The sequence below is a fragment of the Sphingobacterium sp. UBA1498 genome, from assembly GCF_002325125.1.
Classification (GTDB): domain Bacteria; phylum Bacteroidota; class Bacteroidia; order Sphingobacteriales; family Sphingobacteriaceae; genus Sphingobacterium.
In genome coordinates, this window is sequence record NZ_DCRG01000005.1 from 26926 (window position 1) to 40440 (window position 13515).

Consider the following 13515-nt stretch of genomic DNA (forward strand, 5'->3'; position numbering starts at 1 on the left):
GGCTATTCCACTTTAGACTCATCCGCAACAGCATCCTCCCATTGATCCCATACTGGGGTAGCCGGATTATAACCATCGTAGCCATAGTTTTGCTTTAACTGGCCTTTAATATTTGAGGTAATAGCTACATTGGGTATTGGCCAATACATATTCTTCTTATCCATGGTATAATTGATATCACTTAGCCCTGTTGCATTGACATGAATGATGCCTTTGTTGTATAAGCTATAATGCACAATGCGTTGATACCAGTAGCTACCCCCGATGGCATCTGTACCACTTTGCTTATCAAAATTATCCAGATGGTATACATTTCCCCATTCATCCGGTTTACCACTACGTGCCAGGCAAAGCGATACCCGTTTCAATTCCACATTACGCCATTCCTCCCAGTAGAGCTCGCGAGCCCTTTCATTCATGATATCTCCAATGGTAACGGCCCCATCATAGAGCTCGGTACATTTTGCCCGTTTACGAATGGCATTTAAGTCGTCTTTAATTGTCCCATCAGACGGACTGATATAATATTTTGCTTCGGCGCGCAAGAGATAAGCTTCAGCCAGGCGATAGAGGTACCAGTCTGCGATGCTACCGTTGGTAGCCCCCCGTGAACCGTCTGAACCGCTGATATTGGCCTCACTTACCGGGTCGTCCAGAAAAAATTTATAATGTGGCACATCGTACCAGCGACGGATGGTATCGCTACAAAGGAGTTTGCCTGTAGCTGGATCGTTGAGTAAAAGTGGTTTACCAAAATCTTTGGATGCCTTATTGTTGACCTTGTAATCTGCCATGCGCACCCAGTTTCCCACTTTGGAACTGTGGCGCAGGTCGCCCTCATCTTGCTTTCCATTGACAGCCCATACCCCCTGGGACTGGAAAGAAGTGGGGCGAAAAGTTCCTATACCGCGACCAAAGGCCCGCATGTAATCATATTTAGCATTGTAATCCCCGCTGTTACGTTTGATGTTCAACAAAGCCTGTTTCCCGTCTGTCGTTTGTATCCGCGAGTCGAATACAAAGGGATATAAGATCCGCATGGTGAGCATTTTTACAAAAGACTCCGCATCGGCACCACGGTTGGGCATCCCCATGATTACCTCACGGTTGCTGGCGATCAGTTTATTTTCGGGGCGGTGCATATCCCAGATCACATTACGCGTAATAGGCCAGGTCTGCGCTTCCCCGCCATCGTTAAATGTACCGAAGCTTTCAGTCATCAAAGCATAGCCCGACTGGTCAATCAGGATATCGGTTTGCTCTTTGGCCTTTTGGTACTCCCCTATGGCCAGATAACATTTTGCCAGCAACATACGGCAGGCCCCTTTGTTGATCATACCGATCAGGCTCATATTTTTCTGATCCGGTACCCATTGGACGGCAAATTCCATGTCCTTGGTCATCATCTGCAAAATGGCATCGCGCTTGGTACTTCGGTAATTCTGTTTGGGCACATCGATGATTGTCGTTACTAAGGGGACATCTCCGTACTCAAACACCAATGCCATATAGCGGAAAGCCCTATGGAAATAAGCCCGTCCTTTGTAAGCATTCCGATCTTGCTCGCTCAGGGTCTGAACCTGATCCACGTACTTGATAATGGTATTGGCATAACTGATCCCTTTATACGTTTCCTGCCACAGATACCATAGGCTGTTGGATCGGTCGAGATTCTGTAAGCTGGAGTTGTCACTGGTCGGCGTCAGCATATTGGCCACATCCGCCATCATGCTGCGTTTGTCGGTATTGCTGGCCACCATCAGTTCAGAAAAGATGTATTCTGTACCCAGGGTCAGCATCTCGTTATGATCTGTGGCCCAATACCCCTTTAGATGGCGGTCGCAGATAGCCATTGCAGAAAGTAAACCAGACTCGGTATTAAAAGTTTCGTTTGGTAAATAAATTGACAGCGGATCGGGCTGCAGAAATTCCTTCGAGCAGCTGCTTATCGCTAGCGTACTGGCAAGCAAAAAGGCGATGCCTCTGCCTGCGGATCTGGATTTGTTTCGTATATCGTTCATGTACATCACAATTAATCAGGTTATAAAGATAAATTAACACCGAAGGTAAATACCCTTGAGGCCCAGGATTCCGTCTCTGGATCGCCGTATTCCCAGTCCTTTGCCCAGGTCGCCACATTGCGCACCGTACCATACAGCTTCACCCGGTTGAGGTTGTATCTGGAGGTCAGATTTCTTGGCAGCGTATAGCCTACCGAGATGTTGTCGAGCCGGATAAACGAGCGGTCGTATAGCCGCGCTGCACCCTCGGCACCGATCGGTCCCTTGGCCTCGATACGGCCATAGCGATCGGTGGGATTGTCCGGCGTCCAGTATTCCTTTGCGGGCAGATTAGCCAGCCCATAGGCCATACGGCCGCCATCATCATCGTTATTCAGGTAATTGCCCGACAAACTTTTGTGTCCCATGGCCGAATAGATATTAAACGAAAAACTAAGGTCGTTCCATAGGATAAACTCATTGCGCATCGACCAACGGAAACGGGGATCCGTCTGCCCTAAAAAAACCTTGTCATTATTATTATATACAGGTTTTGTTACATCGCCGTTCACAACATCATCTGCGGTATACACATTGGCTACTTTCGGATCACCAGGAGCCTGCCCATATTGAGCAGCCTCTGCCACTTCATTGGCCTGCCAGATCCCCGTCACGTGATAATTCCAGATGGCACCAATAGGCTGTCCGATAAACCAATTGTTCGAAATCTCATCCATTTCCTTACGGCCGACCACATTTCCATTGGCATCCAGCACATCTTGGTAGTTTTTATAAAGATGTACGATCTGATTTTTATTATAGGCGAAATTGAAGCTGGTAGACCATTGTAGTTTTTCTTTCTTCAGGTTGACGGTGTTTAAGGTCAGTTCAATTCCTTTGTTGTCCACCTGCCCCAAGTTGGTGGTGATACTTCCAAATCCGGTAAAATTGGGCAACTTCTGCTCCATGATCATGTCGTGGGTTTGCATCAGATAATACTCCAGTGTTCCTGAGATGCGATTTTTAAAAAATCCGAAGTCCAGACCAAAATTCCATGCTGTGGTCTTTTCCCACTGCAGGTTTGGATTGGCCAGCCGATCCACCATCAGGTAGCGGTATTGGACCAGCTCACCGGCCGAGTTGAGGTAACCATGCATTTTGCCACTACCCGAATACAGGTTGGCCAACGCCAGATTCGGATCGGCCAGTTGCCTGTTTCCATTTTTACCATAGGAAACGCGCAACTTACCATAATCCATTACATCGCCCCATTTAAAGAATTTTTCTTTGGTAAAGTTCCAGGCTAAGGCCACGGAAGGAAAAGTTGCATAGGGGTTGGAAGTACCGAAAGCCGAATAACCATCCCGTCGGATAGACGTCGTGAGCATATAGCGGTCATCGTAGGCATAAAATAAACGGGCCAATAAGGCATCTGCTGTCTGATGGGTATCGTAGCTATCAAAGCTGCTGTTTTCTTTCGAGCCATTTTTGGTATTGTGAAAGCCGAGGGCATCCGACGGTAAGATATTGCGTGCCTCAATGCGATCTTTCCAGGACTGCTGTTCTTCTGCTTCCTGCACCAAAGTTACCATCAGGCGATGCCTATCCGCAAAGGTCTGTTCCCAGCTGATGGTGTTATTGAGCGACCAGTCGAACCGTTTGGTTTGTTCGCGGTTTGCACCTCGATCGGCCGGATTGGATCCGGGTAGTTCGGCCGACATAAAGTAACGGTCATGGAAATACTGCAAGCGTGGCGACGCATTAAATGAATACGTAATATTAAAGGGCAGTTTAATTTTCGCATTGAAAATGGAGTTAACCACCGAATACCCTTTGTCCAGCTCAAGGTATTTCTTCTGAAAATCATAATTGTACCCCCGCTGGCTGAACTGTTCGCTGAGCGGATATTGCAGCGGATTGCCGTTGGCATCAGCGTAATCTGCGTACGGGCTGTTGCGCAGGATTTGATCCATATCGATATCAATATTTCCGTCCGAACGGTCCTGGAAATTTACGTTTGCCCCCAGCTCCAGCCAGTTGGTCACCTTTGCATTGATTTTCATATTGGCCCGCACAGCCTTGTAGGTATCGCTCACGACAGCGCCCTCATTTTTGAGGTAGCCCATAGACAGGTAATAGTTTACCCTATCGCTCGCTCCGCTGATGCTAGCATTATAATCCTGATTAAGACCAGTACGAAAGGTATGATCGGCCCAGTCGACCGTTTTTCCATCCAGAAAGTTCTGCAGGGCATTCCCTTGCAGACCCAAACGGCGGCCCCAGATGCTCCGGTCAGACTCGCCACTTTCATTGGTCGACTGTGCGCGCCAAGCATCGAGCGACAACGAGCCCGGTAGCTGTCCCGGATTGAGATAAAAGCCATAAGGCACCGTGAGGTTACCGTTAGCATCCCGCGTCTGATAAGCCTCGTATAAGCCCGTTGTGGGGTTAATGCCGTAGGTATTTTTGGTATACCAGTCTTCACGGTGCTGCAAGTAAGCATCGGGACTGAATCTTTTGCGGTATTCGCTCAACTGTGTTGCACCGGCATTCATCGTCATATTGATGGTCGGTTTGCCCTGCTTCCCTTTTTTCGTGCTGATGATAATTACGCCACTAGCCGCTTTTGAGCCGTAGATAGCTGCAGCGGAAGCATCCTTCAGGACATCAATCTGCTCAATGTCATCCGGATTGATTTCAGAAAGTTCACCATAGAAAATCATACCATCAAGCACCAGCAAAGGGTTGTTGTGACCGCTGTTGCTATCGTATACCGACCGCTTACCCCTTACCTCAATGGAGCCGCCCCCTTTTGCCGAGGCGTCATAGCCAATATTCAGTCCTGCCGAGCCACGCAGAATATCCTGTACGGTTTTTGGGTTTTCATTGGCGATGCGATCCGGATGGATTTGTGTAACCGAGCCCGTCAGGTCTTTTTTGCGCATGGTACCATACCCCACCACCACAACTTCATCCAGCTCGCCCGTGGTAGATGTCAGCTCCACATTGACGACCTTGGTTGCTGTTAGGTCAATTTCCTGGCTCTTGTATCCCAACCGCGTAAAAACTAACTTTTTGCTTCCGACAGGTATGGTAATGGTATAGGTTCCATCCGCCTTTGAGGCAGTACTTACGTTGCTACCAGCCACGTTGACGGTCACGGCAGCTAGCGGCTGGCCGGTATCATCTGTTATTTTACCTGTAATCTCACGATTTTGGATAGCCCCGTCCAAGGTCTTTAAAACCGGGACATTCGCCCTTAGTATCGCAGCAGGACTCGTGAAAGCAACAAGACACCACAGGCAGGAACAGGGTATCCATTTGCTAGTGGCAAAACCATAAAATGGATTTTGTTTTAGTTTACAATTGTTTCCCATAAAGAAATACTCACTTTAGATGATTCAGTAATTTTATAATTGGCTCCCTTTATTCAAGGAATCTTAATTGTAAAAGTGAAGATTAGGAATTAGAAAAACAGGACGATATTGTATCAAAAAATTGCGACTTTGTCTCAATAACAGACATTTCAATCAAAAACGTGCTTGGAGCTATACTCCCCACCGTTAGCAATGTGTGCAAAAACATCTGACTTTGAAGTTATCAATATTTAACTACAACGTTTTCGTTCTTTAACTATAACGTTTTCGTATTTTTAGTATGACAAAGTGATTTCTACAAATCGATGATGCTGCGCCAGCACAAAACAAGTTGACGTGTATTTTAAATAAAACCCTAGTTTTCGTGGATTGATTTAAAATCATCAAGCGTGTAATTTTGGATTATACCAAAAGAAAAGAACAATGAAAAAGTTATTTTGCATAGCCGCACAGCTATTTACTTTATTGATTGTCAGCTCTTGCTCAAAGGATAGTGTAGACAATGGTAGCGGATCGAGCACTTACCCCGCTGCATTGAAGGGAACGATTTATTACGATTGGGCGACTGAAGGGGTGCTGAAGATGAGCTTACCCGATGGCATCGGCGGATCTTTTATACCAGATGATTCAAAGCTCAATAATTTTGATATTTCGCGCGATGGAAAATGGAAACTAACCGCAGTAAATGCCAGCACATTCGGCCAATACGATGTGAAGTTTACGATCAGTGATATGAACAGTGGCAACATCGTTGAAGAATTTATTTATAACAGTCCTGCTGGCAACACCTACTGCAAAGGCTACTTGTCCCCCGACAACAGCTTGATCATGGTTACGTCAAATGACTTTCAGGACGGGGTGACCATTTTAAAGCGAAACGGCGAATTTGTCGCACGTATTGTAGATATCAATGGTGAACGGCTGGGTTTCAACGAATCCCGGGTATGGCTACCAGGAAATAACATTGTCTTGACACATGGAAAGTATATTATAAAGATCGCTCCCCCTTATAACTCGGGAGCCTTGGTGAAGGAAATGAACTATCAGGACTGGGGCAAGCTGACGGTCAACCAGGCGGGAACCCAATTTGCACTCAACATCGGTAATCATATCTACACCATGGATGTAGACGGAAATAACCTAAAGCAGGTCACTTCAAGCAATTTTAAAGAGTCGATGCCAGAATTCTCACCCGATGGAAAACACCTATTGATTGGCACCAACTATCGGTCTACGGGAACACTTGGATACCTATGGGATCTGCAAATTATTCCGAATGATGGTAAGCAACATGATGTTGGTTTAGAAATCAATAGTGCTTCCGAAGTCCTTCCTGTCATTTGGAAAGGAAAAGACAGAATTGAAAGCGCTGATGGACAGATGATTTGGCGGTAATAAGAATTATTTTGTATTTTGAGAAATCAATATTCTGTTTCCCGTGCATGCATAAAATGTTACTATTTATCGCAGTGCTCTGTGCACTACCCCGCTTCAATGCCCTTGGCCAGCAAAAGAATCAACTTGAGCAGTATAGCGATAGCCTTTATCAACAACTACTGCGTGTGGACGATCAGGCGAGCAAGGCCCAAGCCCTGTATGAATTGAGCTTTTTTTGGTGCGATTACGATAGTACCCAAGCGCTCAAGTATATCGCAGAAGCCGAACAGGTATTAGGGCCCATGCGAAAATCCACCTACTATAGGGGCTTATCTTATTTCTACCGCGCTGCAGTCTACTTTGACTCAGCACCTTTACAGGCAAAACAGCTTTACTTACAGGCCGAAGATCAGCTTAAAAAGATCGATCAGAAAAATAATGTCTCCGCCCAAAAGCACCGTGCAAGGCTTTGGGGAAGTTATGGCGCATTACTTCAGCGCGAGGGAAAGTCGGATGAATATGTACATGTGCTGCTCAATAAAGTGATACCGATAGCGGAACAGCTCCAGGATACTATCCTGCTGGGCAATAATTACCAGAATGTTGCCATGGTGTTGATGAACCTCCAGGCATATGGCAAGTCCGAACAATACTATGAGAAGGCTTTTCATCTGCTACAGGGGAGAAAAGATTCCGATGAACAGCTTTTGACATTATACGTCAATGCTGCCCGCAATGCGTTGTTTCGGCAGGATGGTATAGAAGCAAAAAAACGGCTCGATAAGGCTGAGAAAATAAGCCTCCGTATTCCCAATTCATCCTATATACCCATTTACCACACTGTTACAGGAAGCTATTGGGCAGCAAAAAAGAACATGTCCAAGGCTAACATCCATTTTGAGCATGGTCTTGCTGATGCTAAAAGACAGCAAAATAAGGATATGACGGCATCCATTATTTTTGATCAATTCACTGCGTTAAAAGAAGCGGGACAATATCAGGCTGCCCTGGACAAGCTGTTGGCCGTACTTCCTTATGTACAAAACAAAGAGTCCCTCAGAAACAAGCAAATGGTGTATGATAACCTCGCGACCACAGCCGTTAAATTGGGACGATGGCGAGAAGCTACCCACTGGTACGAAGCGCACAAAAAACTATCCGATACCCTCTATCGGGATAAGGGCAATGCGCGAATCATGGAACTGGAAAAAATATATCAGACGGCAGAAAAAGAAAAGGAACTATTGCGTATAAAAACAGAGAACCAAGGGCATCAGCTCGCCCTTCAAAAGACGCGCATGTGGGTCGGTGTTCTTGCTTTCGCTATGCTTATTTTATCCTTTTTATCTTTCACCTGGTACACCGCCTTCCTCAACAAGAAAAAGTTAGCCACCCACAAAGAGATGCTCTTAGAGGAGGAAATTAAAAATCGTAAGCAACAAGAAAAATTGAATCTTTATAATGCGATGTTACAGGGACAGGAAAGAGAGCGAAGCCGCATCGCACGGGATCTGCACGACGGATTGGGCGGAATATTGGCGAGTACCAAACTAAAACTTTCGGCGGTTGCGGCAAATGCCAATCCTCAGCAAGAAGCTGCAAAAACGACGGATCTCCATGTAATCATTGAACAACTGGATCATTCCGTTGACGAACTCCGGCGGATAGCACGCAATATGATGCCAGAGTCTTTGCTATACATGGGTCTGGAAGTCGCCCTCAGGGATCTTTGCAATGCTATGTCACATCCCGACCTTCAGGTCGATTTTCAGGCTTCAAATCTACGAGAACACTACCGGCAAGATTTTCTGATCGCGGCGTACCGGATTCTGCAGGAATTACTGACCAATGCCATAAAGCATAGCGGAGCTTCGCAGGTGTGGGTACAATGTAGTCAGGTGGCGGATAAATTCCACATGAACGTAGAGGACAACGGCAAGGGTTTTGATCCCCAGCATGCAACAATGACCAAGGAAGGGATTGGTATTTCCAACATTCGCAACCGGGTCGACATCTTAAATGGACAATTAGAGATTGATGCAGCAGTAGGAAACGGCGCATCATTCCATATTCAACTTAATATACATGGATAAGATTATTTCAGTTATTATCGTAGACGATCATCCACTCGTACTGAATGGATTTGAATTTATTTTAAAGAACAGCGCAGACATCGTTTTACTGGGCACATTTACCTCGTCGTCTGATGCTTTAGCTTTTCTTCAAACCCAATCTGTCGATATTGTTTTGGTCGACATCAACATGCCCGGCATGAATGGTATCGATGCCACTGCAATCATAAAAAAGGATTTTCCTAACACACAGGTTATTGCAATCAGCAACCTAAATGAAGGCAGCATCGCCCTTCGTATGCTTCAGGCGGGCGCCTTGGGTTATCTTCTCAAAAATGTATCTGCCGAAGACTTAATTCAAGGTATACATTCCGTTCATCAGGGCGAACAGGTGCTCAGCCGAGAAATGAACTTCATATTAAAAGGGAATCAGCAAGATTCTGTTCCAAAGATTACAGAAAGAGAGCGCGAGGTACTCAAATGGATGGCGCAAGGTTATACCACGCCCAAAATTGGGGAATTGATGTTTATCAGCCCACTGACTGTCGAAAGTCACCGTCGAAATCTGCTACAAAAATTTTCCGTCAGCAATTCGGCTTCCTTGATCCACAAGGCTACTGAAATGAAGTTTATCTAATAAGCAACGCGCTGTCGTTAGACAGTGCAACCATCAGTGGCACACCGGCACATAAATCAGGTTTACACCGCCTTCATAGACATTGAATACCGGCCGTGATTCCCATACAATGGTGCAGCCCTGTTGCCCATTGCCCCCCTGTTGGCCGCCCGATCTAAGAAGCTCAAAATGTGTATTTAAGATAGATTCTGCAGGTACACCGCCACCGGATTTAAGATATTTAATTTTGACGTCCAGCATCATCTTGTCGTCAAAAAGTCGTCCCTTCCACATGATCTCCTTAGCACTGGCGGTCAGCGATCCATTGACTTCTCCGTTGTCGGCAACGGATAACTCGCCCGATTCGGCGGTAAACCGCCACGAGCGCCCGGTTTGCTTCCCTGGAATAGCAAAAGAAAATCCCTCTTGGCCAGACAGTTCCATGACAAGTACCAAGGTGGAGCTATCACCTTTTATTTTATCGATGCTGAAAGACCCTTTTCCCTTTACCGGCGCTAAACGATCGTATCCATGTAAATACATGGTCGACTCGGTACTGCCCAGATAGGCCTGTCTATTCATGCGTTCATTGAACGTCTGCTGATACGAACCAGAATCTTGGGATTTACCACAGGCTATCGTTGTAAACAATAGCGGGAGGACTAACGCTTTTGTGCTGTATTTCATATCTAAATATTTCATAAAACTTTCGTTCGTTGTAAGCTGATTTGCGAAGAAAAATTCGCTGCATTACTCAGCTCTATTACAAAACTAATCGTTAGTCCATTTGAAGACAATCCACGAAAACCATGAAAATTAAATCATGAATACTGGCACATCAATATGCAAGTTGGCCTGCAAAGCGTTCTAAAATTGGGGACTTCGTTAGATAAACTTCTTAATGCTCATCATATAGCCCAGGTGGAGCCCTTCATGAAAATTATTCCATTCGAAGGCATCGTATATTGAAGTGACATGGAAGCCCGTCCCCGTGGTACGGGCGTTGTAATGGAGAAATACTTTGTTGTTAAAATCCAGGATAGTCGGCTCAATCTGTTCAACAAGCAAACTTTTAAGCAGATCCGCTTCCTGTTGGGATACCGGTACTGTGGGTTTTGTACCCGACTGGTACTTCAGGAAAACTTCTTCTGGAATATGCCCTTTTACATCCGATCCGATATAAATTAATTTATGCTGTGTGGCAATGATATGACCGATATTCCAGATCAGGTTGTTGCCAAAGCCAGTAGGAATGCGGTTGAGCTCTTCTAGGGAATAGTGCTCAAAAAATTTGAGGTATGCCATACGGCTGGTTTTCCAGGCATTAAAGAGTGATTCCATGTTGTAAAGCTATTTGTAGTACACTTAAAAGATGTTTATAGCACATTTATACGAGATCAATCCGGCCAAACCGTGCGAGTTTATCTGCCCATTTTGAACTGTATGAGTTGTTCAGCTGATGCAGTTCGCCCATGGCGGATGTTCGCACAGGCGAAATATGACAGCGTTCGAAGACATCCTTCTTCACGCTCATAAAGTTTGTCTTTTTGTAAAGGTTATATTCAGCAAAGAGATCTTGATCCAATATACTTACTATTCGGGCAGATTTACCATAGAAATTGTTATCAATGCGGTTAACATCCAGACTGCTTTGATAGGGCAAGAACAGGCGATCAAAAAAGCCTTTGATCTTGGAGGGGATATATGAACGGTAAACGGGACAGAACAATACGATATGTTTGGCCCAATGAAGACGACGCAAAGCAAACTGCAGATCGGCTTCCAAAGATGTCGAATGCAACGAAGGAAGTTGAATATTGTAATTAAAAAGTAGATCTGCGATCCGCAGATCATGTACAATGCCATCCGCCTGCATTACACCTGTTCGGTAAGCATCCATCAGGAAGTCAGTAGACGCTGTTTTAAAAAGATCCCCATTGATTAATAAAACGTTCTTCATCTTTTGCTAACATAAGCAAAAAAAATGAAACGCAAACCGATCTCACCCAATAAATCTACTAATCCAGCAAAGACCAGGTTCGCTTCGTCTGTACCTCCTGCACAACCTTTTGCTCAGCAACGACTATATTTTCCCGTCGTTGACCAATATATTCCAACGTCGCCAATTTACCCCATAACGAAACCATTACCTGCATAAAATCAGCCACGCATTCCATCGCTTCTGCAATTTCCAGATGATCGTAACGCAATTCAATAAGGTTTGATAAACGTTCCTCAAAATTTCCGGGTGTCACATCTTTCCACTCATAAAAATATTTTAGCATTTCCTCCCGTTCAGCAGATTCGATCAGCCGTACAGCATTAAAAAATACATGTGCAAAATCCGAAAAATATTTTAAAAGATAAATGGGTGCCTTTTGCGGAAGGATAGATCGGTATTCAAAAAATGAAGTGGCCATATACGCTAAGATACGTTCAGTAATAAAGCGGATATTAAGCCCCAGCTCGGTGATCTTAGGCTTATTCACTGTTTTATCCATGATGCGATATGCGGCTGACTGAAACTCATTCAATGCTCGGTAAAAGCGGTTGTGAAAATCCATCAATTGCGGATGGCTTTCGATATAAACGCAAGGCATAATGTATTGCGAAAGCAATAAAGTTTCCTGTCCGTCGTTTACAAGCTTGCCGATAGGCAGAAAAGAACCACTCACCTGCCGTTGCTGTACTGCGGACTTCGTCACAATGTCGATCGTATATTCTTTTTTTACAAACGGGTAACGAAGGGGTGATTCCTCCGGATTAGGTTCGCCAAAAGCCGATTTTCTAAATGAATGTACATATAAAACTACATAATGCTCGCCGACAGCAATTTTCGACACATCCATAAAGGCACTAAAATTCGCCTCTACCGCACCTTGCTGATAGGCAATATTGATTCGGTTCCCATCACTGGTGACCGCATTGCAAAACCGAACTTCAACCTCCAGATAATTTGTATTTTTTTTCAGCAGCGAAATATCAAAAGAACGATCATACCCCGCAAAGGCTGGCAACAATCCAAAATTCGCATGATGGAGCCCCACTGATATGCCGTCGCGGACGAGATCTTGGGTATAGAGATCCGTATGAACAAAATCACCACTGGAGAGTTTCATCCCATCCACCCAATTGATACCTTCGTAATTTAATGGTTTTTGCATAAGCTTAATGTTATCCTATAGTTTCTGAAACACGCTTGGCGTGAATAGTCATTTTTTCTGTAATCTGATTGCCTGAAATGTCTGCATTGGGGTCTATATATACATTTCTTCTAAAGATAGACCTCTTCACAACAAATATCCAGCGCTGGTATTCTCCCTGATCGTCCACGAAGCGAACCGGGGCGCTTGGAAATTTGGCATTATAATCTTCAATAAATTTTTGGAACCACAGTCCGAAGTTCATTTTTTCTGGCGCTTTAACCTTCACGCGCAACGGCTCCACATCTTTGCTGTCCTTATAGAGTTCCAGTTCTAATACCAGTAGTTTATCAAAATCCAGATGATCCAGACTGATTTCTTCGGGAAACCGGGGGTATTCCCATACCCGATGTATTTCCATAGGGATAGATAAAAGCGCGATGTAGGTCCACCAAAAGAACATAGGAACCATAAAAATGGAAATACTGGTGGCTGCCCACCAGCCCAATCGGAATGGGCTCATCCAATCGAAAAACAGTTTATATATATATATCCCCAGCAACAGCATGACCAGCATGACGAAAAACACAAATACCTTTTTGTTCTCCAACGTGTTGAGATCCCATTTACTCAGCAGATACACCCAAAGCACCCCTAGTCCCAACGCGTACATCATGGTCATAAAATAGCCCCAGGGCATATAGCCAAAGCCCAAAAACCCGAAAAAACCGGGCAATGCCAGCGCTAGTCCTCCTAGAAGGATCGAAATAATTAACTTCTTATTGCTAAGAAGAGAATTCTTCTTATTCCAGACCGACAATACAATTGTCGAAATAAATACTAATAAAGGCGCAAGTATGTACCTCAAAAAAACTGTTTGTACTTCCATTTCAGCTGTTGCAGTATTCACAAACTAATATACTATCTTTA

10 protein-coding genes are annotated in these 13515 nt (G+C 44.8%); 3 read left to right on the forward strand and 7 right to left on the reverse strand.

The genetic code is table 11. From position 1 onward, the window contains the following. Positions 1-2: 2 nt before the first annotated feature. Together B3139_RS05035 and B3139_RS05040 are read right to left on the reverse strand one after the other, a co-directional pair. The gene (locus B3139_RS05035) at positions 3-2021 is read right to left on the reverse strand and encodes a RagB/SusD family nutrient uptake outer membrane protein (RefSeq protein WP_293880413.1); all 2019 of its coding nucleotides are present in this window, start codon (positions 2019-2021) and stop codon (positions 3-5) included. A gap of 20 nt (positions 2022-2041) precedes the next feature. Further along, on the reverse strand, positions 2042-5377 hold the full coding sequence (locus B3139_RS05040; protein WP_293880415.1) for a SusC/RagA family TonB-linked outer membrane protein: 3336 nt from the start codon (positions 5375-5377) through the stop codon (positions 2042-2044). A 423-nt stretch (positions 5378-5800) separates the two neighbouring features. On the opposite strand from B3139_RS05040, the gene B3139_RS05045 reads away from it, so the two are divergent. The 3 genes from B3139_RS05045 to B3139_RS05055 are packed head-to-tail and all read left to right on the forward strand — an operon-like array spanning position 5801 to position 9463. After that, a complete protein-coding gene (locus tag B3139_RS05045) occupies positions 5801-6772 on the forward strand; it encodes a TolB family protein (RefSeq protein ID WP_293880417.1) in 972 nt (323 codons plus the stop codon). Positions 6773-6828: 56 nt separating this feature from the next. Continuing rightward, positions 6829-8847, forward strand: coding sequence for a sensor histidine kinase (locus tag B3139_RS05050; RefSeq protein WP_293880419.1), 2019 nt, complete (start codon positions 6829-6831; stop codon positions 8845-8847). Beyond that, positions 8840-9463: a response regulator transcription factor gene (locus tag B3139_RS05055; protein WP_293880421.1), complete on the forward strand. Its 624-nt coding sequence runs from the start codon at positions 8840-8842 to the stop codon at positions 9461-9463. Before B3139_RS05050 ends, B3139_RS05055 begins: the two co-directional genes overlap by 8 nt. Before the next feature lie 33 nt (positions 9464-9496). On the opposite strand, the gene B3139_RS05060 is transcribed toward B3139_RS05055, so the two are convergent. The 5 genes from B3139_RS05060 to B3139_RS05080 all read right to left on the reverse strand — a co-directional run bounded on the left by B3139_RS05060 (position 9497) and on the right by B3139_RS05080 (position 13495). Beyond that, positions 9497-10144 carry a hypothetical protein gene (locus B3139_RS05060; RefSeq protein ID WP_293880423.1) on the reverse strand — a complete coding sequence of 216 codons (648 nt, stop codon included), beginning with the start codon at positions 10142-10144 and terminating at the stop codon, positions 9497-9499. A gap of 183 nt (positions 10145-10327) precedes the next feature. Further along, positions 10328-10783, reverse strand: coding sequence for a DinB family protein (locus B3139_RS05065; RefSeq protein ID WP_293880425.1), 456 nt, complete (start codon positions 10781-10783; stop codon positions 10328-10330). 46 nt (positions 10784-10829) lie between these two features. Then, positions 10830-11402: an NAD(P)H-dependent oxidoreductase gene (locus tag B3139_RS05070; protein WP_293880427.1), complete on the reverse strand. Its 573-nt coding sequence runs from the start codon at positions 11400-11402 to the stop codon at positions 10830-10832. A 58-nt stretch (positions 11403-11460) separates the two neighbouring features. Further along, positions 11461-12606: a hypothetical protein gene (locus B3139_RS05075; RefSeq protein ID WP_293880429.1), complete on the reverse strand. Its 1146-nt coding sequence runs from the start codon at positions 12604-12606 to the stop codon at positions 11461-11463. Positions 12607-12616: 10 nt separating this feature from the next. Further along, complete coding sequence (locus B3139_RS05080; RefSeq protein WP_293880431.1) at positions 12617-13495, reverse strand: TssN family type VI secretion system protein; 879 nt, start codon at positions 13493-13495, stop codon at positions 12617-12619. Between the last annotated feature and the right edge of the window lie 20 nt (positions 13496-13515).